Origin of the sequence: Streptomyces sp. NRRL F-6492, assembly GCF_001280125.1 — a bacterium.
GTDB lineage: Bacteria > Actinomycetota > Actinomycetes > Streptomycetales > Streptomycetaceae > Streptomyces.
The window spans coordinates 22,256-47,194 of record NZ_LGEG01000223.1 but is presented as its reverse complement, the minus strand read 5'-3'; the positions used below and the strand labels follow the sequence as shown (position 1 = coordinate 47,194).

The following is a 24,939-nucleotide window of genomic DNA, read 5'->3' as shown; positions in this document are numbered from 1 at the left end:
ACCCGCACCAACGTTTTTCGATCTCGGCCCCAGCTAACGGGGCACGCTCCACACCCACACAAATGTGGGATGCCGTGCCAGATGCAAAGCCCCGCGACGCTGCCCTCGCAGCGGGCAACGCACTGGCGGAGATGCGGAGCCAGGGATCACGCGAGCGTAAAGAACCGCTAGCACCGAGGAAGACGGCCTCGCACCACGAGGCGGAGACCATCCCGAGCACGGGGAAGAAAGGTTGCCCGACCGGCCGACCCCGTCGCCAAGCCCGAGGAGGCCGCCACCTGGTAGTGGTGAGGGTGTGGTGGTATTGCGAGTTTCTTTTCTCACTCGCATTTCTCAGGACTCATGAAAATATCCTTCAGAAGATCGCAAGGATCCAAAGCCGCGCGCACGCCGCCGCAGACTGTGACGCTACAGCTGATGCGTTCTAGCAGATCAGCTCCGCCTCCACGAGACAGTTACCCCTGCACCAGCCCCGGTGAATATTCCAACCGAACTTACCTTTTAGCGCAACTGGTTCTCCTTGGGAATCGCGAAAAGCTCCGGGTAGCCGCACCAGGAGCAGCCATCGATGAAGACGGCCACTTCTAGGGTAGAAGGCTATACCGGCCCTTCGGCGCACCTTCAGGAGCGTCCTTGAAAGCCACTTAATAGTGCAGTCCATGTCTCCGGCAGCTCAGGGACAGCCTCCTCCGGGATATCCGACCGGGTGACGCCTCCTGGCCACCCGGCCCTTCCCTCGGCGCGGCAGGCATTCACCCGCATCAAATGCTCCAGATGGAAGAGTCCGTTGCAGGCTCAGCAGGCAAGGCCTACAGCAGAGGCGGCGAAGTCCTCATCAAGCTGCCGGGAAACATCGTCCTTCACCTGCAGAATGTCTGCATCGAAGAGCATGGAGGTCAGCGCCTCAGTCAGGGGCGGGGGCACGGCGTTGCCGATGATGACCTGAACCTCGGTGCGAGTCAGCTCGTAGCGAGGCTTGACCCTCTCATCGACGATCTTGAAATAGTCCGGGAAGCCCTGGATGCGCGCGGCCTCGTGGGCGGTCAGACACCGAGGGACGGCAGGGTGGACGAAGCGTCCGCGACCCATCGTCGCAAAACCGCTGGTGATGGTCTGAGACGGACGGTCCCACCACAGGCGGCCATACATTGCGGCGTAATTGTGCTTGCCCCGGTGACACACGGGGCGCTCTTCGTTCGGAAGATTGTATTCGTCATTATCGAAGAGATATTTCATACGCCGCTGGTTTTCCGCGTTGGGTACGGCAGCTTCATCGAAGAATGACTTGGCGGAAACGTCGAGCAGGTCGCCGATTGCCCAACGCAGGTCATGCGGTTCGGCATTGTGGTCTTCGATCTTCAGCAGGTCAGCAGCCGAGAAACCAAAAGGCAACGCGTCTTCACGGACGGCCAGCAGTATGTGGCGCTTGCGTGTCTGAGCAACCCCGAGCTTGAGTAGGTCGATACGACTGGTAGCGACATCGTATCCAAGCTTCTTGAGGTGAACGATGGCGCGGGATACCACCTGCTGCTTGTCATTGACAACGGCCAGCACGTTCTCAACAACGACTGCGCTGGGTCGCAGAACCTCTGCGGCACGAGCCATACGCAGGTACAGACGGTTCTTGGGGTCATCGCGGCGGGTGTGGTTGTTGAGGTTACTGTGTCCCTGGCACGGTGGCCCTCCGATCAGGAGATCCACCTCTCCCACCGTGGAGAGGGTCTCGTCCTCCTGAGCGGTCAACGGGGCGCCAAGGTCACCATCGAAGAAGGACTCGACGGTTCCCTGTTGGACGTTGGCCCTGGGAAAGTTAGCCTTGAAGACCTTGGTGGGAGCCGCCTCAAAATCAACCGCGAGGCGAACATCGAGCGAGACGCCATGCTTGTGTGCTGCCTGGGCGATACCGAGGGTGAGGCCACCGCAGCCGGCGAAGAGGTCCACGACTCGCAGGGAGCCGACACCCTCCTCAAATTTCGGCCGCCGCTTGGCCCGCAAGGGGTGTCGCTCACCCACGTGTGACCCCTATCTGCACTTGCTTGTAGAACCGGCGGAACGAGCGGTCATCGTACTCGATCAAGGATGATCACGTGCTGCAGACTGGCACCCATCCCTCGCCTGACGTGCCGACCGCGACAGCTCTACAGCTCACCTTCGGGCAACGGGGCCTCTGAACGAGCTCGTCAACGACCACCACGCCGCACCTTGTCGCTACCGCGGCGCCGACAGGCCGACGTCTCGCACTTCCTCGAAGGGATCGCAGGCAACCTTGAGCGCCGCAGTACCAAGCGCAGTGATCACCAATTGTGAGGTTTCTCCTCGTAGCATGGGGTCCGTGACAGCAGGGGATGTTGGTTGTCATGGCGGAGAAGCGTCGTAAGTTCACGGCGGAGCTTCGTGAGAGAGGGTGGTTACGGATCGTGGCGGAGACCGGGAAGCTGGCCCTCGAGGTCGCATAGGGCCTGGGGCTCAACGAGCCGATGTCGACAAGCTGGCTCTCGCGGGCGAAGCGGGCCGGGAAGGCCACACCGGAGGTCAAGGACGCGCTGATCGCCCGGCTGACGGCGGAGGACGTGGCCGCCGCGGCCGGGGTAATCAGCGACAACAGGGCTGAGCACGACATCCCGCATCTCAATGAACACCGTAGCGAAGCTGATGGCCGAGCTCGGCCTCATCGTCCAGGTGGTCATACGACGAAGCGGACTGACCAGGCAAGGCAAGCGGCCAACCGCGCCGAACTTCGCCAAACGGGACTTCACCTCCTGGGAACCTGATCCCGCCTGGGCGGGCAACATGACAGAGATCGCCACCGAGGAGGGCAAGCAAGCGCTACCTCGCTATGGTGATCGACCTGCCCTTCTGGCGCCTGCTCGGCTACGCAATGGGTGCTCGCCACGACGCGGACCTGGTCGTAGCCGCGCTGAACATATTGCGGCCTCCCGCAGCGGCGACGTCCGTGGCGTGATCTCCCACAACATCCACCGACTACGCAGCGTGTGCGGATCCAAGATCCCGATCGGCTACGAGACCGAGTACTGGGCCGGCTTCACTTTGGAGCTGGCTGCACAGGAAGGACTTCACAGTGCGAGTGGATTGACAATCCTCAAGACTTGCGGCATAGCAACGCACTGGCGAGCCAGGGACGCTTTCGCGCCTAGTCGTGGCATTTGATCTACCGTCGGGCGTGCTGGCAGCTAAAATTCTGTAGCGCTCCCGGCTCGGTCGACGAAAGACAGCAACATGCCACTAGAGGTCAACAAGCACGTCCAACGGATACGTCGTTACCAGCCGTTCGACGTCGACGCCTCTGAGATGGTCTACGAGCTGCAGGCAGACTGGACACAGCCGCAGTTCCCCGTTGTGACGCTGGACTACCTGCTGAGTGCCATCGAGCGACAGACCACGAAGACTATCGTCCTCACCGGAGACGCTGGGCATGGCAAGACGAGCCTGTGCGCCAGCCTTCTGTCCAAACTGCGGGCCGGCGATGAGCCGATCACGCCAGATGTCCGGAAGGCGGTCTTCCTCGAGCTGTCCGAGGCAAAAGGCGCGAGCCGCCCTGTCGGCCAGACCCGTAGCGGCCGCCCGCTGTACATCCTCAGCGATTTGAGCGAGCTCAGCCCGCAGGCCGGTGCTCACAAGCTCGTAGAGCTTCTCGACCCTCCGGACAAAGGCGTCGCGATCATCTGCGCGAACGAGGGCCAACTGCGCAAGTGCGTTGCCGAGGATGACAACCTTGGCAAAGTCGGCACTGGGCGTGCCAAGGTTCTGGTGCAGACCCTAACGGAAGGCATAGTTCGCGGGCAGGTCAGTGATCCTCATGGTGCAGTCACCGTCATCAACCTCAACTACCAGTCCGTAGCGGCCGACAGCTCCAACGGCGGGCTCATCCCTTGGGTTCTGAAGCAGTGGACAACTACCCAGTCGTCGCGGTGGAAGCGGTGCGAGACCTGTGATGCACGCGAGGTCTGCCCGATCCTGGCCAACCGCAACGAACTGAGTGATCCCACCCGCGGGCCTCAGCGCCGGGCCGCGATCCGGGACATGTTCGCTGCGGCCGAGCGGACCGGGTCCGTAATCACGACACGTCAGGCGCTGTCGGTGACCAGCTACATGCTCACCGGCGGCCTGTCCTGCGATGACGTCCACGCCAGGTACCAGCGGTCGCATTCGAACCGGCTGTGGCAAGCTCCCTACCTGTACCACCAAGCGCTCTTCGGGGACCGGTTGAGTCAGCAACAACGTCATCTGGTTCCTGCCTTCTTCGCGCTACGGAAGTTGGACCCGGGCCGGGTCTCCCGTCGCCAGGTCGACGACCGACTGGACCCAGACACGGCGGGTGACTTCCCTCCCGCGGATGCCAGCAGCTACCTGCAGAAGGTTCGCACGAATCGGGACGCTCAGAAGCAGGCTGAACAGCTGCGGGGCCTATACACGTTCCTACGGCGAGCCGACTTCTTCAACAGTGACGACGACACGGACCGTTTCGCCCGCATGGGCCTGCTAGCTGGCGACGACTTTGTGCGTGTCCAGGACAAGAACCGGGACCTGGCAGATACCAGAGTGCGAGACCGATTCCTCAAGGGTCTGGAAGCCGTCCAGGGCATCCACCGAGCAGCGAGCAATCCTGACTTCTTGGTACTTGACCCCGCCTTCTTCACGCACCGCGCCCGCGCGGCCGTGATCTCCCGGCGAGTGCCCAGCAAGGGTGTCGAGGTGGTCGACCAGGTCACCCAGTGGCAAAGGGAAGCCGGCACGAGCGCCACCCCCGAGATGCGGAATGCCGTCGAGTGGCTCAACCGGGCCATCTACATCCGTATCCCGGCCCTCGCCCCTGACCAGGATGCAGTCTCAGTGGAAGCGGACCTTTTGCGTTTCGAGCTGTTGACTCGATGGGCCGCGGGCCTGCGCAGCGAGGTGCAGCACGAGGCGGAGATCCGCGGCCTGAGTGGGTCCCTGGCTGAGCTGGCTGACTCGTCGAACAAGGACGACGAGATCCAAGTACTGGTGGGCAACGTCATGCGAAAGCTCATGATCGACGTCGGCGACAAGATCAGGTCGGTGCGTGCGTAATGGCTGATCGTTCCAAGGCCGAGGTCGTTCTTCGCCTCTTCGGGGTGAATCTCGAACAGCAAGGTCGCGGTTTCTATGTCCCGCTTGAGATGCTCGCGATCGCCCGCGGCGTCTACCTGGCGCATCAGGAAGACCCGGAAAAGTTCGCAGGGCTTCTAGACGACGGAGCTGGCACGGCTTATAAAAGGACCTCGCACGACCTGGCCCGGCGGATCGCGACCAAGACCCGCATAGTCGAGGGCGATGAGGAACTCGGCAAGGCCGTCGAACTGGACTCTCCCGAGACGATGGAAACGCTCCACGCCCTGTTCTCGTCCCTTTTGGTTGAGATCCCAGGGCGCCGCAGCCAGCCCAGTTGGTTCGGCGCGCACATCTATCCGTTCGTCGGTGAGCTCATCCACTACGACGCAGTCGAACGACGAGTCAAGCAAATTGATACCAAGAAGAGCGCGAAGAAGCGCAAGCAGGCTACCAAGGTCGCTGTCGGCATCAACGCTCCGAGTATCGAGCGCTACCTCTTTCGCGATGGTGGGAGTTGGGCCTACAAAGTCCTTCGTGCCGACCTCGATCCTGTCCGCAAGGAAGCGACCCGACAGGGCCTGCGCGACCTCGTGCAGGACAGCGAAACCCCGTTGGGCAACCTCGCCAAGGCCCTCAGCGCGCACGACTTCGACTACGACGAAGCGCCCGTGGAGGGCTCAGACACAGGAATCGAGCTGTATGAGGACCTCAGCCCGTGGCCTAATCTGCTGAGGGAGGGGACCCGCAACATCGTCACTCGAACCACTACGGTCCCGAGGGCCAAGCGCACTGAGAGCCTCATGCACTGGGTCCCCTATTGCTTGGCACGCCACCAGCTCCACCTCGCACGCACCAAGCTCGGTGCTACCATCCGCGAGTCGATCCTGTTGGACTTCGGAAACGAGGCAACTCCGCTGCGCAGAGAATCGCAGAAGAATCTCGCTGGCTTCCGCAACGACATCATCAATGCGATCAACATCCAGGCTCAGGTGATGATCAGCGAAGCCGAAGGCGACGAGGAAAAAAAGCGGCGCTACCAGAGATTTACGAAGGAAGGTGGGGCCGCGGTCGCCTCACCCCGAGCCTTCTTCAGCGAAACCCTTGCCGCAGTCGGAGCCCTAAATGCGACGTCCGGGCGCCGGCACTTCACCATGAAGCCTCCGATGCTTGAGGCTCTGGTCTCTGCCACCGTCGCGCAGGATGCGGAGATGGAGTTCGACAAGTTCTGCACGCTGCTGTACGAGAAGTATGGGCTTGTGATGGAGGACAAAGTCGCGGCAGTGAGCCCGTTGGCCTACGAGGTCGACCCATCGGTCCTTGACCACAACGGCAAGGCGTTCCGAGAGAAGCTTGCCGCTATCGGTCTGCTCACTCAGTATTCAGATGCAACCAGCATGGTTCGAGGGGAACCCCGGTGACCGACAGCAGCATCCGAGCGCTCGGCCGGTTCGTTGCCGACGAAGCACTCCGCAAGGTCACTGAGACCAACGGAGCCCGCGCCGTGCTACTGGTCAGTGGCTTCGACCGGCCAACCGTGGCTGAGGCTCTCCGCCGCACCGCCCAGCACCTGTCGGGCGCGCCGGACCGTCAGGTTGTCGTCAAGGTCGGCACATCAGAGCCAATCGAAGGTGTACCTGCTGAATACCTGCTGGGGCCGCAGGACCAACTGACCAAGTGGCGAAATTCGGGACAGGGTAAAGCAGTACTGCTGTTCGAGTGGGGGCAGTCTCCGGACGCACAGGGGCTGGCGGCCATGAACGCCCTGAACGACGCCACGATCCTGGGCAATTACCGCGATCCTGCCGGCGAGCGCGGGTTCGACAGGTTCATGGCGGAAGCATGGCAGGAGGCGGGAGGTATCGGCGCCGTCCCGGCTGTGATGGGCACCTTTCTGCCGGAGATCTGGGGCGCCGTCACCGATGAGGAGCCCCGGTCCTTGCACCGCTGGGCGGCATTCCTGGTCGACACTGCGCAGAAGGTAGCAGCAACTCAGGTCCACACCCCTGACATGGTCTGCCCGGAGATCTCTGCAGCTCTGCCGGCCCTTGATCTCTTCCCAGACCGCGGACTCTTCATCAAGCCCGCTGCGCTGCCCACCCGGATCAAGAAGAACGTCTCGGTCAGTGCCTTCAAACAACCCACGGGTAAGGAGATCACCGAGGACGACCTGATAGAACGCATAAGTGCAACCGAGTTCAGCGATGACTCCCTGGACCACATCGGTACGGATTCCGAGACTGCCAAGGCACTCATGCGCAGCCTCGTACTCAACCTCAATCGCAGTGGCTCTACTCCGCAGGATTCTCGTCAGTTGCGCCGCGAGCAGGACCTGACCCTCTGGCTGGAAGTCTTTGAACAGAAGTCCAAGAAGATCCGCCTGGGCCAGCAGGTCCGGCAGGAGATCGAGAAGGTCGACGCAGATCGGGTCGACGAGTTCGACGCCATGATGGTCGAAGATGCGCTCGACCGTGGAGATCAGGAAGCCGCACAGCGCTTTCTTGACGAGGTTCCTATCGGCGGAGCGGAGCCGCTGGCTGACTTGTTGTCCAAGCGGTCGCGCCGCAAAGTCGAGAAGCTTGCCTTTCCGGACTCTCAGTTCGTCCAGGACCCGCTGCGTGCCCTGCTGCGCGAGTTGACCTACTTCTCCGATGAAGACGAAGGCTCCGTCGTCGTCGGGCTTGAAGGAAACCAGGAAGCCGGGCAGTGGAGCCGCTGGCTGTTTGCCTTTTTGTACGCCAACACCCTGGATGACGTCAGGGAATCCACCGGTCTTCGCCTGACCCTGGAAGTCAAGAAGTGCCTGTTGGACCGAATCAAACCGGATCCGCCGGAGGAAGACGAGCCGTTCGACCCGAACACGGAGTGGGCCCCGCTGCGTATCCTGGTCGAGATGGACGGGGCCCAGCGACGCTTTCGCTGGGACCCTCTTGGCGTCCCGGGGCAGATCGCGCTGGCGGCCCTCATCCACGGGTGGCGAACTCCCCCTGGCCATGCCAGCAAGTTGACCTTCGATACCTTCCTCGAGAAGTTCAATGACCCTCGGCAGTGGCAGGCCGACGAGCCCGTGCCCGTGCCCGCGTCACGGTTCGCCAGTCAGTTGGAGCGCCTCAGGCTGGAGCATTTCAACCGGTTCTGCGACGGGCTTGACGCCGGGAAGATCAACGATTACGTACGTGAGTGGGAAGGTGTGCTCCGCGAAGCTCGCACCACTCTGGTTCCCGACAACGCTCCGAACGCAGACCTCAAGGCTGTCGTCCTGACTGATGTCGTCGGACTGGCCAACCACCGCATGATGATGCTGGCCACTCACCCACTAAAGCTGCGCTGGCTGGCGAAAAACTACGAGGAGGCTGCTAGCAGCATCGGCACCGCCCTGAACAAGGAGGGAGGTCTGAGCCTTAACCAGGAAAACGAGGAGCTCTTCTTCGACGCCATCGACCGTATCTCCCCTCATGGGACACCGGCGGTCCTCGTCGGTCCCGGCGGCACGATTGCCATTCCGATGCGGGAATCGGCTGGTCATGAGGAGTACGCACCGGTACGCTACGGCGGAAACGAGTCCAAGGACTGGCTCTCCAGCGTTGACGAGACCGCGATCGACGAGATGGTCCGCGTCATCACCGACTACCTGACGACCTATCCCCACAAGCTTGATGGGCTGCGCGTACTGCTTCTGGACCGCAACGGCGACCCTGTCCTGCCGATGCGCGTGGCAAAGCAGATGCGGGCCAAGAATCCTCGTCTGAAAGTCGATCTAGTTGTATTGGCTCCGCAGGCCACCCACCACGAGATCATCCAGGGTTTCGACCTGCAGTTCTCCAGTGCTGAGATGTCCGACGACAGCTTTCTGCCCGATGTCCAACTAATCCTTCAGGCGTGGGAGCCCGACCAGGAAGCAGATCTGTCAGGGCTGGAGGACACCATCGACCTCGCTCTGGCGCCGGCATTGTTCGGCACGCAGACCAGTATGAAGGAGAGCACCAAAAAGGAGTCCTTGTCGGGTTCCTTCAACCCCTGGAAGCACCCAGCCTCACATAACCTCGCTCAGACCAGCGAGAACGTCGTGAGAGCGCTGTTGCCTGAGACCGCCGACGAGACTCTTGAGTCCTGGTCGACCTTGTGCGTGCGCTACGACCGCCGTTCCCCGGTCTCCCGGGAGAGCGTCGAAGGCATCGACTACTTCGAGATGCAGGTGCAGTTCGACCAACACCAGAGCCTGTTCGAGACCCTGCACCGTGTGGCCCACTGGGTCGTCACTCTCGACAGCTTCATCGGCCGTGAGCAGATCGATGCCTTGCACAACCGCCCTGACGTCATTCTCGTCAAGCCCAGCGTCGGCAAGAACGAGTCTTACACTCTCATTGTCAGCTCGCAGACCGGTCGGCAGTTCGTCGTCCAGCGACTGCGCCGCCGCCTTGAGCAGATCGGTGTCGTCACCCCGCAGGACTCGGAAAGCACCGCTAAACGAATCTACGAGGTCGGCCGCAACGTGGCCCCTGGCGCCGTGCTGCGCTCCCTCGGCATTGGCACCACGGTCAACGAAGTCGTCGGCCTGGTTGCCACGCGGTTTGTCATCGACCAGCAGTTTCCCGTCTCTCGGCAGGGCACGAGCCTGGTCACCTGGATCAGCTTCGACGAGCACCACCGCTGGTTCGGCCGCGGACACAAGACCCGTGCCGACCTCGGCCGGTTTGTGCTGACGGCCCAGGACGACGGCACTGTTCGCCTGGATGTCCTGGTCGCCGAGTCCAAGTTCCGCCAGACCTTCGACGTCGGTTCGGCTGAGGAACAGCTCAACCGCACGACCGACCTGTGCAGGGATGCCTTCCGTTCGGACGGCGAAGCTCGCCACGACCGTCCCTTCTGGCTGGACGAGCTCGCCGCCGCGATCGCTCAGACCAGTGGAAAGACCACGCAGGCCGAAGACCTTCCAGCTCGCACCCTGATCGGCAATGACGACCACCGCCAGGTCGAGGCGAAGGTCCTTGATGCCCTGCGGTCTGAGGATGTCCAGCTTGGCCACGTCACTGGCGTTGCCGTGGCTATCTCGGCAGAGGACGATCAGCCGGCACCCGCAGTCGGAAGCCTCGGCAGGCACACCCTGGTGAGGTTGAACAAACGGGAACTGCTAAACCTCATCGGTGCTCTGCGCGCCAAACAAGACCCCAACAATGCCGATCCCCTTGTTCTCTCTGGAACCCCCGGCGGGACCGTGAAGGTGGGCGACAATGCCGTCAACGCCTCCTCTGTGGGCTTTGTCGCAGCACAGCCCACTCCCCAGGAAGCAACGGCAACTGCCGAGGTTGGCGGAGTCGCTGCTCGAACAGTCCTGCCAGGAGCCATACTTGCGCATCCCCCTGGCGCAGAGGCGGATCCTGCCCCTCTGAAGGCTTCCCGCAGTGGGCTCTCCGATGAAGAGCTGGCGCTTCGATACAACAAGATCGTCGACGTTTTCGCCCGCCACAAGGTCGCGGTCACCGCACCAGAGGTCGGCAAATGGCAGGAGGGGCCCGGCTTCTATATCTTCCGGTTCATCCCCAATCCGGGGGTCACTGTGGACAAACTAACCAACCGACGCGACGAGATCTTTCTTGCCCTGGCACTGCCCTCCGGGTTCAGTATTCGCACTCGCAGCGATCGCGGCTCCGTGCTCTTCGAGATCCCCAAAATCGACGACGAGAAGTACGGCGTCGACGCCAAGGCGCTATGGCAACGGTGCCCAGTCGATCCCGAGAGCCTCATCGCCCCGCTGGGCGCCGACATCGAAGGCAACCCGGTCACAATTGATCTGTCCTCCGCAGACTCACCGCACTTGTTGGTGGCCGGCACTACCGGATCAGGAAAGTCCGTCGCGCTGGACACGATCCTCAAGGGCCTGGTCCGGTACGACAAGAGTGCCCTGCGCCTCCGGCTCGTCGATCCTAAGGGCACCGAGCTTGTCGACTTCGAAGACGACCCGCATCTCGACGGTGTGATCGGTATGGACGCTGCCGACGCCATCGAGATGCTTGAGGAAACCGTCGAAGAGATGGCCGTGCGCTACAAGGACATGAAGGCGATCCGCACACGCAAGCTCGTCGAGTACAACGCTAAGGTTGACAAGGAAGATCGAAAGCCCTGGATCGTCATCGTCCTGGACGAGTATGCCGATCTCACTAGCGATCCCGAAGAGAAGAAGCAGATCGAAACGCTGCTCAAGCGTCTGACGCAGAAGGCTCGCGCTGCGGGTATCCATGTCATCACGGCCACTCAGCGACCGAGTGCGGACGTCATCTCTACGACGATTCGCTCTAACTTCCCTGCCCAACTCGCTCTGCGTGTCAAGACGGCAACTGATAGCCGCATCATTCTGGACGAGACCGGAGCCGAAGCTCTGGCTGGACAGGGTGACGCCTTTCTGCACACGGCTAAGAGCACCACGCGGCTGCAGGTGGCCTATGACGGGAGCTGACCGGATCCCGCCCTAATTGATCAGCTCCATCTTGCACAGGGGCTAAAAAGGCCACCAGCGGTACGATCTCTTCTTAGTGAACCCGGTGGAGTTCAGCTAACCGCTGCCGTCGGCCATGCGGCGCTCAGGAGGTCTTCCTCGGACGCTTCGAGGCTTGCACCTCCTGCCGCCGAGCTGCCACTACCTTGATGACGGTGGCAGCACACGCCTCTGGTTCGAGGTGTTCCCAGAAGCGGAGTACCAGCCAGCCTGCCTCCGCGAGGCGGTTGTCTGTGTCCCGGTCGCGCTGGATATTCCGGCCGATCTTTTCTTCCCAGTACGGCTGGTTCGTCTTGGGCATCACGAAGTGCTCTGGGCAGCCGTGCCAGAAGCAGCCGTCGATGAAGACTGCAACCTTCGCAGGGCGGAAGAGCATGTCGGCTGTGCGGCGCATCTTCGGGAGCGGCTTTGCCGCTACGCGGTAGCGCAGGCCAGCAGCGTGGACAAGCGAGCGGAGGAGCAACTCGGGCGCAGTATCACGGCTTCGGTTGCCCAGCATGCTCTGCCGGGTCGCCGCCGACGACGCCCATGATCCCTCCGGTGGTGTCCACTGCTCGGCCGACGCTTCAGGCAGTCCTTGTTCGCTCATATCTCCAGCAGGTTAGGGACAGCTTCCTCTGGGTCATCCAGCCTTGCGGTAACCCATTCCTGTCTTTCCGACTCTATCCTCGGCGCTTCCCCATGGCGGGAACGGGCAAACCGAACGTTTCAGTCATGGCCTTCACCGGCTCCGACCAAGGTACCTCCCTCTGCCTCACCGAACGACAAGGCAACGACCGCTTCGATTACATCGAGCACGCCGCTGCCGACAGCGCCCGGGACATCGGCCAGTGGCGCTCCGGACGCACCTGCGCTGGCGCCGATCACGTGTTTCATCTGAACGGTTCCGCGTCGAAGCCTTCTCCGGCATGGACGAGGGACTCTTCGACCTCCTTGCAGCAGAAAAGGAGGAGTATCGCCTCCGCGTGCACGTGGGTAGGCATGCCAATCCCCAGCTCGCCCGGGACGAGAAGTGGGGCGGCCCCGTGTCCGCCCACGCGGGCGAATCCATCCTCGCCCTCCGTCTGCTGCCCAGTCAGCGAGTGAAGCACAGCTAGAGGACTGTCCCGAAAAACGCCAGGAGATCGAGCGCGGAACCTGTGAATGCCAACAAAGACGCAGGTCACACAGCACCACTCGCGGATCCCACCAAGTGCCTTCTAAGCACTTGGCCGCAGGTTCGAGTCCTGCCGGGGGCGCTTTTCTCCGCACGACCGGGACCCTCCTTCGGGAGGGTCTTTTCGCTGGTCGGGAGGTAGCGTGCCGCCATGGCCTTCAAACCGGACGACGAGATGCGCAGCCGTGAGCAGTTGGTCGGCTTCCTCCGGGAGCTGCGTCGGGAGTTCGGCGTCCGGGAGTGGGAGAACGGCACCCTGGAGGCCTTCCTGGAGGCGCTCGCCGCCTGGGTGGAGGACTCGCCGGGTGCCTATCGGAACGCCGGCGAGGTGGTCCCTCCCCGTGGGGACTGGACCTTCATGGCCCGCGCTCTCCGCGCGGCCGCGGACTACGAGTAGGAGGGCTTCGGCGGCCTTTCGGCGCGCCCGGTCCGCCCTCCGCGACGGGTTCCCGGCCCGCCGTCGCGCGAACGGCCCTCAGCGTTCCGGCTTCCAGGCGGTTCCACGGGGGTCGGCCGCCAGGATGGGGGCGGCGAGGCGGTGGGCCTCCTGTTCCGGGGAGCCGTCGTGGGTGGTGAGGAGTTCGTACCGGTAGACGTCCGGGGGGTTGCCCGGGCCCCGGTCGTGGTGGAAGTCGACGTCGACGCCCTCCGGGTTCGTGAGCTCCTCGGGCACGCCGGGCTCCTCACGGCGGGGCGAGACGTTCGTGAGGACGCAGTCCCAGCGCGCGAACCAGCCGCTGTCGTCGAGGATGCGGCCGAGGAGGCGGGCGACGGTGTCCACCCGCTCCTCCCAGTCGCGGTCCGCCGCGGCCCGGGCGAGTTCGGCCTCGTACCGGGCGGCGTCGAAGCGGTAGGGCGGCGGTACGGCACCGCTCCCGCCGGTGTTCTCCCAGGAGTCCCAGACCACCAGGCCGCCCTCGCGGCGCACGGTGACGTACAGGGCGCCGCAGCAGCCGGCCGTGCAGGTCGGCTCGGTGATCATGATCCTGCGGGGTTCCTCCGCGGCCGCCAGCGGCCAGGTCCCGGCCGGCCCCGTCCAGTACCGGCAACTGGGCGCCATGCCGTCCGGGTGGACCTCCTTCAGGACGTCCACGCCGTCGATCAGGGGCCGCACCTCGGCCCAGGGGTCCGCCGCCCAGTCGTCCGGGATCCTGTGCCGCAGGGTCAGGGTGTGGAGCGCCGGGTCGTCGGTCATGCGGACATCATCGGTCGGCGCCGTACGGTCGGCCAAGTTCGTTCCGGCCGCCGCGACGCAGACCGGGGCGACGCAGGCCGCCGCGACGCAGACCGCCGCGACGCAGGCCGGCGGGGTGGAAGAGCCCCGCGTGCGCGGACCCCCGTACCGCGCACGCGGGGGCGTGCCGGGAGTGGTCAGCAGTGGGGCACGTAGTTCTGGATCCGGCCCGTGGTCAGGTAGTAGTCGCTGACGTAGCGGTAGCCGGAGGCCGAGTAGAGGCCGGCCCACACGTTGTAGCCGTTGACGGAGGTCCCGGTGGTCCAGCAGTCGACCTCGACCTTGGTGCCGTTGGCGAGGGTCCAGAGGGTGGTGGAGGTCGTGCTGGGCCTGCTGTGGACCTTCAGGCCGCTGGGCGCCTTCTGCACGTAGGCGCACCAGGCCCTGGGGTCGCTGCCGGACGAGCCGCAGCGGAAGGCGTCGGCGGACGCGCCCGGCGCGAGGACGAGGCCCGCCGCGAAGAGCGCGGCGGAGGCCGAGGCGACGACGGACGCGGACTTCCGGCGCGAGACGACGGACGCGGACCTCGGGCGTGGAACAGCGGACGCGGGCCTCGGGCGTGAACGGAACATGTGATCCCCCTCCGGTCGCCCCGGGCCCGTGCGGCCCCGGACCCCGTGTCGGACAGGTCGGTCATGGACATGCACGACGTTAGAGTCCGGCCGTATCCGTGCGCGTCCCACCAGGAGTTGATCCCGGGTAAACCTGTGCGGTATCCCCCGGGGCGTGGCCCTGGGAGCCGGTCGCGGCGGGTGACCCGCGTCACAGGGCGCCGGAAGTGTCACAGGAACCGGTCGCGCGGTGTCTTGAGGACGAGCCCTTCACAGAGGGCCGACCCCTTGAGCGGAGGAGACACCATGACCGAGAACACCGAGGTGGTCGTGATCGGCGGCGGGTACGCCGGTGTCATGGCGGCCAACCGGCTGACGCGGCGCGACGACGTGACGGTGACGCTGGTCAACCCGCGTCCGTCCTTCGTCCACCGGGTCCGGCTGCACGAGCTGGTGGGCGGGACCGGCGAGGCCGTCGTCGGCTACCCGGAGGTACTGGGCGGGCGCGTCCGGCTGGTGGTCGGCAGCGCCGAGCGGATCGACACGGCCGGGCGCCGCGTCACGCTGGCCGACGGCCGCACCGTCGGCTACGACTACCTGGTCTACGCCGTGGGCAGCGGAAGCGCCGATCCCGGCGTGCCCGGAGCGGCGGAGTACGCCCGGCCGCTCGCCTCCCTGGAGGAGGCCGAGCGGCTGCGGCCCGCGCTCGACGCCGCTCCCGCGACGGCGCCGGTGACGGTCGTCGGGGCCGGCCCGACCGGCATCGAGACCGCCGCCGAGCTGGCGGAGGCCGGGCGGGCCGTGACCCTGGTCTGCGGCGGCGTGCTCGGCCCGTACCTGCACTCCCGGGGCCGGCGTTCGGTCGCCCGGCGGCTGGCCCGGCTCGGGGTGACCGTGGTCGACGGGCCCGGTACGAAGGTGACGGCGGTGACCCGCGAGGCCGTACGGCTCGCCGACGGCCGCGAGCTGCCGAGCGCGGTGACGGTCTGGACGGCCGGGTTCGGCGTGCCGGACCTGGCGGCGCGCAGCGGGCTGAGCACCGACGCCCTGGGCCGTCTCCTCACCGACGAGACGCTGACCGGCGTGGACGACGAGCGCGTCGTCGCGGCCGGGGACTCGGCGGCGCCCTCGGGCCTGCCGCTGCGGATGAGCTGCCAGGCCGCGATCCCGCTGGGCGCGCGGGCCGCCGACACGGTGCTCGCCCGGATCGCGGGGGAACGGCCCAAGCCCCTCAACGAGTCCTTCGCCGGCCAGTGCATCAGCCTCGGGCGGCAGGAGGGCGTCTTCCAGTTCGCCCGGCGCGACACCGCCGTCCGGTTCCACATCGACGGCCGCCTCGGCGCGAAGCTCAAGGAGAAGGTGTGCGAGGGCATCGTCCGGCACCTGGCCGGCGAGGCCGGCGACCCCGGTTCGTACCGTCTGCACCGCGTTCCCGGCAGCACGCGGCGCCGGCGGCTGGCGCGGGCCGGGCGTACGGGAGAGGCTCTTGCCCCGGAGGCGCTCCGGCGGACCGCCGACAGCCCGTCCCGGCCCTGAAGGAACCGACGTGAAGCAGCCCGACACCAAGCAGCCCGACGTGCGGCGGCCCGACGTGAGGGAGTTCGGCGTGAGCGAGTCCGAGGCGGCGGCCCCCGGAGCCCCCGCGACCGGCGACGGCGACGGCGACGGCGAGGGCGACGGCGACGGGCCCGGTGCCGCCACCGGCGTCTTCGTCGCCCATCGCAATCTGCTCTTCACCGTCGCGTACGAGATGCTCGGCTCGGCGGCCGACGCCGAGGACGTCCTCCAGGAGACCTGGCTGCGCTGGATCGAGGTCGATCTGGAGCAGGTCCGCGACCGGCGCGCCTACCTGGTCCGGATCACCACCCGGCAGGCGCTCAACCGGCTGCGCGCCGCGAGCCGCCGCCGGGAGGCGTACGTCGGCCAGTGGCTGCCCGAGCCGCTGCTGACCGCGCCGGACGTGGCCGAGGACGTCGAGCTCGCCGAGAGCGTGTCGATGGCGATGATGCTCGTCCTCGAAACGCTGTCGCCGACCGAGCGCGCCGTCTTCGTGCTGCGCGAGGCCTTCGACGTGGGGTACGACGAGATCGCCGCCGCCGTCGGGAAGAGCCCCGCCGCCGTCCGCCAGATCGCGCACCGCGCCCGCCGGCACGTCGACGCCCGCCGTCCCCGCCGGGTGGTCTCCCCGTCCGAGGCCAGGGCGGCCCTGGAGTCGTTCCGGAACGCCGTCGAGGCCAGGGACCTCCAGGGCCTCCTCGACGTGCTCGCGCCCGACGTCGTCCTGGTGAGCGACGGCGGCGGCGTCAAGCGGGCCGCGGTGCGGCCGGTCGTCGGCGCCGGGAAGGTGGCCCGCTTCTACCTCGGCGGCTCCGCGAAGGCCGGGTTCGCGGTCACCTGCGAGCCGACCTCGGTCAACGGCGACCCGGCGCTCGCCGTGCACCTGGACGGCGAGTTCGACGGCGTCATGGTGCTCCGGGTCGAGGGCGGCCGCATCACCGGCCTGTACTACGTCCGCAACCCCGAGAAGCTGACCCGCGTCGGGTCGGAGACCCCCCTCACCCTGCGGTGAGGATCCCGTGGGGCGGGCGAGGGGGGATCGGGACGTCAGCGGACGGGGCGGTCCAGCCGCACCTTGACGAGGGTGGTCTCCACGCCGCTGTCGACCAGGCGGCCCCTCGCGTCGAAGGCGCCGGGGCCGTCCGTCATGCCGAAGTCGTTGTCGTTGAGCAGGACGAGGGTCGAGGAGCCCTCGACGGCGACGCCCTCGATCTTGCCGGGGACGCCCTTCACCGTGTTGAGGTCGACGACCAGGCTCTTCCGCAGGACGGGCACGCCCGCCGCCGCCGGGTCGTCGAGCTGCTCCAGTCCGGGCCGCACGCCGGTGTCCCAGACGGAGCCCAGGATGTCGTCGCTCCGGCGGAGGCGGACCTCGTGGAGGCGGGCGGACTTGTCGGTGCGCTCCTGCACGAGGAGGCGGTCGCCGCCGAGGGCGACGAGCGCGGAGAGCTTCAGCTCGGAGGTCTTGGTCTGGCCGGGCTCGACGGTGCCGACCGGGTCGAAGCGGTAGGCGTACTCGGCGGTGACCCGGTTCGCGCGCGGCGAGAAGCGCAGCAGCCGGGTGGTGCGGGAGTCCTTGCCGGCGGCCTCGTCGGGGTTGAGCAGCGGGCTCTGGAGGCCGAGGACGAGGTCGCCGCCGGGGAGCAGCGCGAGGCCCTCGAAGCCGCGGTTGATCTTGCGCTTGAGGAGGATCGCGGGCAGCGACTCGACCACCGGGTAGTCGGCACCGGTCAGGCCGAGCCCCTTCGGCACGTGGCGGGCGAGGACCCGGCCCTTCGCGGAGACGTGGACGAGGGACGGACCGTACTCGTCCACCAGCCAGAAGCCGCCGTCCCGGTCCCGCACGATGCCCTCGGTGTCCAGGCCGTTGGGGTCGTACGGGAGCGGGGTGGAGGCGTCGTACGTGTACGGGGCCTCGTCGCGGCCGGGCTGGTTGGGCAGGCCGGTCACGGGGGCGCCGTGGGAGGTGGTGATCGGGATGGACCCGAGGACCTGGATCCGGCCGCCGACGGCGCGGATCTTCACGATGGCCGGGTCGAAGCCGGGCACGGGGAAGGTGCGGCGCTTGTCCTTGCCGATCTCTATCTGGCCGTTGGGGCCGCGGTCGGTGACGGTCCAGTACTCGCCGCGCCGCTCCGCCGGGAACAGGTCGCTGCCGATGCCGCCCAGGTCGACGTCCCGGTCGTCCGCGACGCCGCCCGGGACCATGCCGTTGCTGAAGGCGGCCAGCGGGATGTCGGGCAGGGTCGAGACGGAGACGACGCGGCCGGCGGGACCGCCGTGGCCGCGGTGCGCCGACGCCCCGTCCGCCGTCCCCCCGACCACCGTGAGGGCGAGCGCGGCGGACAACGGCAGGACCACGGCGGCGGGCCGGCGGCGCAGGAGGCGCGGAATCATCTGGAGGAACTCCCTTGAACACATGGAATGTCGCCCGTGGGGGCGGGCCCATGGTCCATTTCCGGCCACAACAAGGGGCGACGCGTTCACGACGCCGGGGCGATCCCTGGGTGAACGCCGGGAGCCACGAGGTCCGGGACCTTCCGGACACCCCCTAGTAACGGTCGAGGATCAGCCGCGTCTTGAGGATGTCCCCGTGGTACAGCCAGCCCTTGGACTCGGCGAGGGCCACGGCGTCCGCGTGCAGTTCGGCCGCGTCGGTCCGGGAGTCGGTCTTGAAGGACAGTTCGACGACGTACTCCGTGCCGGTCCCGTCCGCGCCGACCACCGGCAGCACCTCGATGCTCGCGTCGTCGGAGGCGCCCCACTCCCCGCCGTACACCTTGGCGGTGACCGGTCCGTGGGCGCGGGACTGCTGGAGGAGGCCCTTGCCCCAGCCGGTGCCGCCCCACTTGTCCAGCTTGCCGGGGACGTCGGCGGCCAGCCAGTCGCGGCCGGTGGCGCTCGCCGGGAGCGCGGTGCCCGCGTAGCCCTTGGCGCTGCGGCTCTTCTCGTTGCTGAAGCTCAGCGTCTGCTTGGCGTAGCCCCAGTCGACCTCGGCCTTGTAGGTGGTGTCGGCGCTGTCGAAGCCGGCGGCCCTGGCCGTGTCCAGCGCGGCCGTGAGGTCGCCGTTCGTGACGGGGAAGCGCTTCTTGTACGTCTCCTCGAACGAGGACCCGTCCTTGTGGCGCAGCCGGACGCTCCACCCCTCGGCGTCGAGGGCGAGTCCGTCGGTGTCGTAGTAGGCGTACGAACGGGCCTTGGCGGAACCGGTGATGCCGAACGCCGACTTCACGGCCGCGCTCGGCGCGTGGGAGGAGTCGAGGGCGGCGGCCGTGAGGTTGATCTTCACCTCGTACGTGGGGACGGCGTTGGAGGCGGCGTGCGCCGGCGCGCCCGGGACGAGGAGCGCGACGGCGGCGAGGGCGACGGCGGAGGCGGCCGCGGCGGGGCGCGGGGCCCGCGAGGTGAGGGTCATGCGGCCGATCCTCACGGGGCCGGGTGAGGACCGCGTGGCGCCGGGGCGTGCCCCGGGTGAACCGGCGACGACCGGAAACCCACCGGCCACCCCCGCCACCCTCCCCGAAAGTCCGTTCGAACACCTCTCCCGCGAGAGAGAATCACCCCCATGGTGATCACCCCGCGCGCCCTCAACCGCTCCACCCTCGCCCGGCAGTTGCTCCTCGCCCGCGAGCCGGTCCGCGTCGAGGACGCCGTGCGGCGGGTGGTGGCGCTCCAGGCGCAGCGGCCGGGTTCGCCGTACGTGGCGCTGTGGAACCGGGTCGCGGGCTTCGCTCCGGAGCGATTCGACGAGGCCCTGAACGGGTTCCGGGTGGTCCGGTCGACGCTGATGCGGCTCACCCTCCACCAGGTGCACGCCGACGACTACCGGTCCTTCCGGGAGGCCATGGAGCCGACGCTGCGCGGCGGGCGGCTCCACGACCCCCGGTTCGAGGCGGCCGGGTTCACCGCCGCCGACGCCGACGCGCTCCTGCCCGGCCTGCTCGCCCACGCCGCGGAGGCCCGGCCCGGGGCCGAGCTGCGGGAGCTGGTCGCCCGGGGCCGGAGCGGGCCGGTGGACCCCGTGGTCTGGCGGATGGTGCGGCAGTACGCGCCGCTGTGGCACGCGCCGACGGGCCCGCCGTGGGCGTTCGGGAGCGAGCAGTCCTTCGTCACGGCGTCCGAACGGCCCGCGCTCACCGACCCGGAGGCGTCCGCCGCCGGTCTGGCCGTGCTGCTCCGGCGCTTCCTGGAGGGGTTCGGTCCGGCGTCCGCGGCGGACATGGCGCAGTTCACGACGGCGCCCCGCCGTCTGGTGCGCGAGGCGGTCCGGACGCTGGAGGGGGAGCTGGTGCGGCTGGAGGGGGCCGACGGGACGGTGCTGTACGACGTCCCGGGCGCGCCGCTCCCCGACGGGGAGACCCCGGCCCCGCCGCGCCTCCTCGCCATGTGGGACAGCGTCCTCCTCGTGTACGCGGACCGCTCCCGGATCATCCCGCCCGCGTACCGCGGGCCGGTGATCCGGGCGAACGGCGACACGCTGCCGACGCTCCTCGTCGACGGGTACGTCGCCGGGGTCTGGCGGCCCGTCGACGGCGGGATCGAGGCCACGGCCTTCCACCCGCTGCCCGCCGGGGTCTGGGAGGGTCTGGCCGCCGAGGCCGCGGCGCTCGGCGGCCTCCTCGCCGCCCGGGACCCGCTGGTCTACCGCCGCTACGACCACTGGTGGGCCAAGGGCTTCCCGGCGGCCGAGACCCGGGTGCTGCCCGCGGGGTGACGGGCCTCGCCACCAAGGTGACCGCCCGCTGGGCGAACTCGGCCACGGCGGCGGCCGACCCGGAGCACGACCGGGACCGCTCGTACGGGAAGGCGCGCCGGCGCCTGCTGGAGGCGTTCGCTGAGACGTACGGCCACTCGCTCCAGCAGACCCCGCACGCGATGGCGGACCGGGTCCCGGACCACGTCCCCACGGTCGACGAGGTGCGGCTCGACCTGCCGGACAAGCACCACTTCCTGGTGGACCCGGAGCCGTTCGGGCTGGAGGACGAGAACGAGGTGCACTTCGCGGCCGACCGGATGTACGGCCTCATCGAGGGCACCGTCCACCGCCAGGGCATACAGCCGGTGATCGCGACCGGCGACTGGATCACCGCCCGAGCCGGGGCGGATCCGTGCGAAAGGCGAGGCGCACGGGCCCGGTTCCCGGCCTGGGGCATTAACCGGCCCGGCCCGTGCCGCCTCGCTCTGCGATGGTCCGGCCACGCAGTGCGACGGGTCAAAGCCCGGCCGGTGAGTCTGTCAGATCCCCGCGAGACGTCCCGAAGGGTCTCGCGGGGGTCCGCCGCGCGGCGGTGGAGAGGCCCGTGACCTGCGCGGACGGAGGGGGAGGTGGTCCGGCCACCATCCGGCGGCCGATTCGGGTGCCGGGTACACCTCGTCCCCGGGGGCGGTGACGGGCGACGGTGGTGGTGCAGCGGGAAGGAGCTGCGCACCCTTCGGGCAGGAGTCTCGTGAGTACATCCGTCGCAACCAAGCGCAGGGCCGCCACCGGGGCCGTCGCCCCGGCCGTACCCCTGGGCGCCGCCAGGTCCGTCGGCGCGGCCGGTACGCGCGAGGACGTCTACGCCGAGCTGTGTGCCGCGCTCTTCTCCGGCTTCGCCCGCCGCGACCAGCGCCTGAAGGCCGAGCAGTACCTGCACGGCCTGCTCACCGCGCAGGGCCGCAAGTCGATCCGCAACATCGCCGCGCAGATCGGCGGTCCGGCGGCCGAGCAGAGCCTGCACCACTTCGTCTCCAGCTCCACCTGGGACTGGCAGCCCATGCGGGCGGCGCTCGGCCGCCACCTGGAGCGGAACGGCTGCCCGCAGGCCTGGGTGGTGCGGCCCATGCCGATCCCGAAGGCCGGGGAGCACTCGGTGGGCGTGGACCGGCGCTTCGACCCGGAGCGCGGGCAGGTCTTCCACGGCCAGCAGGCCTTCGGCGTGTGGTTCGCGGGCGAGGACCTGAGCGTCCCGGTCAACTGGCGGCTCTTCCTGCCGGACCCCTGGGTGAACGACCGCACGCGGCGCGACCGCGCGGAGGTCCCCGAGGAGGCCGGCGAGGAGACCCTGGAGGAGTGCGCGGTCGCGGCGGCGCTCGACACCGCCCGCTGGTCCGACGTCTCCCGCAAGCCGGTCCTCATCGACATCCGGGGCGGCGCGGGCCGTGCGGCCCTCACCCGGCTCGCCGGGGCCGGGGTGCCGGTCGTGGCCCGGATCGGGCCGGGCTCCCGGCTCGCGATCGCGGACCGCTCGCTGCCCGGCTTCGGGGCGGGCCCGCTGTCCGCCGTGCAGATACTGGAGTCCCTCAAGGGGCTGCGCAGGCCGGTGAGCTGGGTGGACACGGTGGGGGGAGTGCGGACCTCGCGGACCTCGCTCGCCACGGCCGTCCGGGTGGCGCTGCCGACGCCGGGCGGGGAGCGGATGCGTCCGCTGGTGCTGCTCGGCGAGTGGGACGATCCGCGGCGGGCCCCGTCGCGGGTGTGGATCAGCGACCTGACCGGTTCTCAGGTGGGCACCCTGCTGCGGCTGACGAAGCTCGCCCGCCGGGTGGAGCGGGACTTCACGGAGGTCGGGGAGGGGGCGGGCCTCCGGGACTTCGTGGGCCGCTCGTTCCGCGGCTGGCACCGGCACATCACCCTGGCCTCGGCGGCCCACGCGGCGACGCTCCTGGCCGCCCAGTGGGAGTCGGGCTACGGCTCGGCGCAGGGGTACGGCTCGGGCTACGGCTCGCGGCGCTCGGCGAGCTGAGGGCCGGGGCGACCGGAGTTCGGCGAGCTGAGGTCCGGGGACGAACGGCGCTCGGCGAGCTGCGGGTCGGGTCCCGCCGGCCCGCAGCTCGTCGGCCCCCGGATCAGGCGCCGCGCTCCGGCGCGCGGAGCGGTTCGGGGGCGACGCGGCCGCGGGCCAGGGCCTCCCGGGTGCGCTGGAGCCGGAGCGCCAGCTGGACCTCCAGGACCTGGCCGGGCTTCTGCCACTCGGGGCCGAGGAGTTCGCCGATCCGCTCCAGGCGGCGGGAGACCGTGTTGGGGTGGACGTGCAGCGCCTCGGCCGCGTTCGTCGGGCTGCCGCCGGAGGCGAAGTACGCCTCCAGGGTGTGGGTGAGGTCGGTGAACCGCTCGGCGTCGTAGTCGAGCACGGGCCCGATCGCCGACTCCACGAAGCCGTCCACGTCGTTGTCGTCGGAGAGCAGCAGCCCCAGGAAGCCCAGGTCCCGCACGGAGGCCGCGGAGCCGGTGCCGCCGAGGGCGCTCATCGCGTCGAGGCAGCGCCAGGCCTCCCGGTGCATCCGCCCCACGGCGTCCGGGCTCCAGCCGGGCCCGGCGGAGCCGACGGAGACGGGGTGCCCGAGCAGCGGGGACAGTTCGGCGGCGACGGCCCGGGCGGCGGCCGAGGCGTCGTCCCCCGGCAGCAGCAGCACGATGCAGCCGCCCTGCACGGTCTTCAGACCGGAGAGGCGGTACGCGTACGAGGACGCCCACACGACCGCCCGGCCCTGCTCGCCGCCCTCGGGCCGGGCGAGCACGAGGACGTGCGGCCGGCGCAGGTCGACGCCGAGGCGGCCGGCCCGCTGGGCGATCTGCTGCGGCGCGTGCGGCGGGTCCGCGATGAGGTCGTCGAGGAGTTCGTCGCGGACGGGGCCCTCGGCGACGGCCGTGGAGCGCCGCATGAGGAGGAGGAAGGCGACGGACTGGGCGGCGAGTTCGAGGAGCCGTTCGTCCTCGCCGGTGAGTCCGCCGGCGGCGTGGACCACGAGGCCGCCGAGGTCCTCGGAGCCCGCGATGACCGGCGCGACCCAGATGTCGTCGGCGGCGAGGACCGGGCGGCGGCGGGCGTGGGCGTCGAGCGAGGCCTTCTCCACGGCCTCCTCGACGGCCTCCTCGTCGAGGCCGGGGACGTCCCCGACGATGGCGAGGCACCGGCCGCCGGGGTCGCGGATCAGGACGCTCGCGTCGAGGGCGTCGGCGGCGGCCTTGGCGACGTTGCACAGGTCGCCGCCCGCGAGGACGAGGTTCATGATGCGGCCGTGGGCCTCGCTGACGTGCCGCATCCGGGTGAGCCGGGTGCGCACCCGGGCGCTGTCCCGCTCCAGTTCGGAGACCTCGGCCCGGGTCCGGTCGAGGAGGCCGGCCTTCTCGACGGCGAGGGCGGCCAGGTCCGCGAGCGCGGCGAGGAGCCCGATCTCCTCGGCGGTGTGGTGGCGGACGCGCCGGTCCGCCCCGAACAGGGTGCCGATGACGGTGTCGCCGCTGCGCAGCGGCGCGGCCACGATCGCGTGCAGTCCCTCGGTGCGCAGGGCGGTCTCGGCGGCCTCGTCGAAGGCGGGGGCGTGGACGCCCGCGTCGAGGGAGCCGGAGGGGGCGAACCGCTCGTCGGCGAGGTAGTCCGGGGTCCAGACCGGTTCGCCGTGGAGCTGGACGGCGCCGCCGAGTCCGTACCCCTCGGCGATCCGGAGGCCGGGGGCGAGGCGCGGTCCCTCGGCGCGGCCGGTGCGGGTGCCCTCGGCGGTGTGGACGTAGCAGTCGCCGTGCGGGCCGCGCAGGGTGACGTACGCCAGGTCGAGGCCGAGGAGCCGGCGGGCGCGGCGGGTGATGACGTGCAGCAGGCCGTCGAGGTCGTAGGAGAGGGTGAGGTCGCGGGCGGTGTCGGTGAGGGTGTCGAGTCCGGCCTCGCGGCGTGCTTCGTGGGCGCGTTCGGCGTGGACCTGGCCGGCGAGGACGACGGCCCGTTGCAGGCGGTCGAGGTCCGCGCGGCCGAGGTCGTCGCGGCGGGCCTCGTCGAGGAGGGCGTCGAAGCGGGCGGGCGGGGCCTGCCGGGCGAGCAGTTCGAGGACCGTGAGCAGCGCGTCGGCACCACCGGCTCCGTCCGCGCCGTGCGTCGTCATG

General features: G+C 68.4%; 16 protein-coding genes and 1 tRNA gene. 10 read left to right on the top strand and 7 right to left on the bottom strand.

Annotation, left to right across the window (positions count from 1 at the left end):
• Positions 1–795: 795 nt before the first annotated feature.
• Positions 796–1,941, bottom strand: coding sequence for a DNA cytosine methyltransferase (locus ADL08_RS20785; RefSeq protein ID WP_053645155.1), 1,146 nt, complete (start codon positions 1,939–1,941; stop codon positions 796–798).
• A gap of 1,296 nt (positions 1,942–3,237) precedes the next feature.
• Here ADL08_RS20785 and ADL08_RS20780 point away from each other — a divergent pair.
• The 3 genes from ADL08_RS20780 to ADL08_RS20770 are packed head-to-tail and all read left to right on the top strand — an operon-like array spanning position 3,238 to position 11,542.
• A complete protein-coding gene (locus tag ADL08_RS20780) occupies positions 3,238–5,070 on the top strand; it encodes a hypothetical protein (protein ID WP_053645153.1) in 1,833 nt (610 codons plus the stop codon).
• Positions 5,070–6,509: a hypothetical protein gene (locus tag ADL08_RS20775; RefSeq protein ID WP_053645151.1), complete on the top strand. Its 1,440-nt coding sequence runs from the start codon at positions 5,070–5,072 to the stop codon at positions 6,507–6,509. Before ADL08_RS20780 ends, ADL08_RS20775 begins: the two co-directional genes overlap by 1 nt.
• Positions 6,506–11,542, top strand: coding sequence for an FtsK/SpoIIIE domain-containing protein (locus ADL08_RS20770; protein WP_053645149.1), 5,037 nt, complete (start codon positions 6,506–6,508; stop codon positions 11,540–11,542). The genes ADL08_RS20775 and ADL08_RS20770 overlap by 4 nt, the downstream gene beginning before the upstream one ends.
• 124 nt (positions 11,543–11,666) lie before the next feature.
• Here the strand turns inward: ADL08_RS20770 and ADL08_RS20765 are convergent, their stop codons facing one another.
• Complete coding sequence (locus ADL08_RS20765) at positions 11,667–12,170, bottom strand: very short patch repair endonuclease (RefSeq protein ID WP_078967949.1); 504 nt, start codon at positions 12,168–12,170, stop codon at positions 11,667–11,669.
• Between the two features lie 526 nt (positions 12,171–12,696).
• On the opposite strand from ADL08_RS20765, the gene ADL08_RS37270 reads away from it, so the two are divergent.
• A tRNA-Arg gene (locus tag ADL08_RS37270) sits at positions 12,697–12,819 on the top strand.
• A gap of 69 nt (positions 12,820–12,888) precedes the next feature.
• Entirely contained in the window at positions 12,889–13,134 is a 246-nt protein-coding gene (locus ADL08_RS20755) for a DUF7660 family protein (RefSeq protein WP_063885325.1), read from the top strand.
• A 78-nt stretch (positions 13,135–13,212) separates the two neighbouring features.
• On the opposite strand, the gene ADL08_RS20750 is transcribed toward ADL08_RS20755, so the two are convergent.
• Both ADL08_RS20750 and ADL08_RS20745 read right to left on the bottom strand, forming a co-directional pair.
• On the bottom strand, positions 13,213–13,932 hold the full coding sequence (locus tag ADL08_RS20750) for a hypothetical protein (protein ID WP_053645143.1): 720 nt from the start codon (positions 13,930–13,932) through the stop codon (positions 13,213–13,215).
• 176 nt (positions 13,933–14,108) lie between these two features.
• Positions 14,109–14,543 carry a hypothetical protein gene (locus ADL08_RS20745; protein WP_053645141.1) on the bottom strand — a complete coding sequence of 145 codons (435 nt, stop codon included), beginning with the start codon at positions 14,541–14,543 and terminating at the stop codon, positions 14,109–14,111.
• Between the two features lie 285 nt (positions 14,544–14,828).
• On the opposite strand from ADL08_RS20745, the gene ADL08_RS20740 reads away from it, so the two are divergent.
• Both ADL08_RS20740 and ADL08_RS20735 read left to right on the top strand, forming a co-directional pair.
• Positions 14,829–16,058 (top strand): NAD(P)/FAD-dependent oxidoreductase, encoded by a 1,230-nt coding sequence (locus ADL08_RS20740; protein ID WP_053645139.1) that lies wholly within the window; start codon positions 14,829–14,831, stop codon positions 16,056–16,058.
• Positions 16,059–16,128: 70 nt separating this feature from the next.
• Positions 16,129–17,091, top strand: coding sequence for an RNA polymerase sigma-70 factor (locus ADL08_RS20735; RefSeq protein ID WP_078967951.1), 963 nt, complete (start codon positions 16,129–16,131; stop codon positions 17,089–17,091).
• Positions 17,092–17,126: 35 nt separating this feature from the next.
• Here ADL08_RS20735 and ADL08_RS20730 read toward each other — a convergent pair whose 3' ends face one another.
• Together ADL08_RS20730 and ADL08_RS20725 are read right to left on the bottom strand one after the other, a co-directional pair.
• Complete coding sequence (locus ADL08_RS20730; RefSeq protein WP_053645137.1) at positions 17,127–18,476, bottom strand: esterase-like activity of phytase family protein; 1,350 nt, start codon at positions 18,474–18,476, stop codon at positions 17,127–17,129.
• Positions 18,477–18,630: 154 nt separating this feature from the next.
• Positions 18,631–19,494, bottom strand: coding sequence for a hypothetical protein (locus tag ADL08_RS20725; protein WP_053645135.1), 864 nt, complete (start codon positions 19,492–19,494; stop codon positions 18,631–18,633).
• 150 nt (positions 19,495–19,644) lie between these two features.
• Between ADL08_RS20725 and ADL08_RS20720 the strand changes: the two genes are divergently transcribed.
• The 3 genes from ADL08_RS20720 (at position 19,645) to ADL08_RS20710 (ending at position 22,804) form a co-directional block, all read left to right on the top strand.
• Positions 19,645–20,793 carry a winged helix DNA-binding domain-containing protein gene (locus ADL08_RS20720; RefSeq protein WP_053645133.1) on the top strand — a complete coding sequence of 383 codons (1,149 nt, stop codon included), beginning with the start codon at positions 19,645–19,647 and terminating at the stop codon, positions 20,791–20,793.
• On the top strand, positions 20,790–21,383 hold the full coding sequence (locus ADL08_RS39025) for a hypothetical protein (RefSeq protein ID WP_324610420.1): 594 nt from the start codon (positions 20,790–20,792) through the stop codon (positions 21,381–21,383). Before ADL08_RS20720 ends, ADL08_RS39025 begins: the two co-directional genes overlap by 4 nt.
• 143 nt (positions 21,384–21,526) lie before the next feature.
• On the top strand, positions 21,527–22,804 hold the full coding sequence (locus tag ADL08_RS20710; protein WP_053645131.1) for a transposase: 1,278 nt from the start codon (positions 21,527–21,529) through the stop codon (positions 22,802–22,804).
• 103 nt (positions 22,805–22,907) lie between these two features.
• Here the strand turns inward: ADL08_RS20710 and ADL08_RS20705 are convergent, their stop codons facing one another.
• Positions 22,908–24,938, bottom strand: a complete 2,031-nt coding sequence (locus ADL08_RS20705; protein WP_053645129.1) for a helix-turn-helix domain-containing protein — start codon at positions 24,936–24,938, stop codon at positions 22,908–22,910.
• Position 24,939 lies beyond the last annotated feature (1 nt).

Excerpts from the sequence above, each read along its gene's own strand:
- ADL08_RS20755 (WP_063885325.1), top strand. The coding sequence starts at position 12,889 with ATGGCCTTCAAACCGGACGACGAGATGCGCAGCCGTGAGCAGTTGGTC.
- ADL08_RS20740 (WP_053645139.1), top strand. The coding sequence starts at position 14,829 with ATGACCGAGAACACCGAGGTGGTCGTGATCGGCGGCGGGTACGCCGGT.
- ADL08_RS20720 (WP_053645133.1), top strand. The coding sequence starts at position 19,645 with ATGGTGATCACCCCGCGCGCCCTCAACCGCTCCACCCTCGCCCGGCAG.
- ADL08_RS20725 (WP_053645135.1), bottom strand. The coding sequence starts at position 19,494 with ATGACCCTCACCTCGCGGGCCCCGCGCCCCGCCGCGGCCGCCTCCGCC.
- ADL08_RS20705 (WP_053645129.1), bottom strand. The coding sequence starts at position 24,938 with ATGACGACGCACGGCGCGGACGGAGCCGGTGGTGCCGACGCGCTGCTC.
- ADL08_RS20775 (WP_053645151.1), top strand. The coding sequence starts at position 5,070 with ATGGCTGATCGTTCCAAGGCCGAGGTCGTTCTTCGCCTCTTCGGGGTG.
- ADL08_RS20730 (WP_053645137.1), bottom strand. The coding sequence starts at position 18,476 with ATGATTCCGCGCCTCCTGCGCCGCCGGCCCGCCGCCGTGGTCCTGCCG.
- ADL08_RS20745 (WP_053645141.1), bottom strand. The coding sequence starts at position 14,543 with ATGTTCCGTTCACGCCCGAGGCCCGCGTCCGCTGTTCCACGCCCGAGG.
- ADL08_RS20765 (WP_078967949.1), bottom strand. The coding sequence starts at position 12,170 with ATGAGCGAACAAGGACTGCCTGAAGCGTCGGCCGAGCAGTGGACACCA.
- ADL08_RS20780 (WP_053645153.1), top strand. The coding sequence starts at position 3,238 with ATGCCACTAGAGGTCAACAAGCACGTCCAACGGATACGTCGTTACCAG.
- ADL08_RS20750 (WP_053645143.1), bottom strand. The coding sequence starts at position 13,932 with ATGACCGACGACCCGGCGCTCCACACCCTGACCCTGCGGCACAGGATC.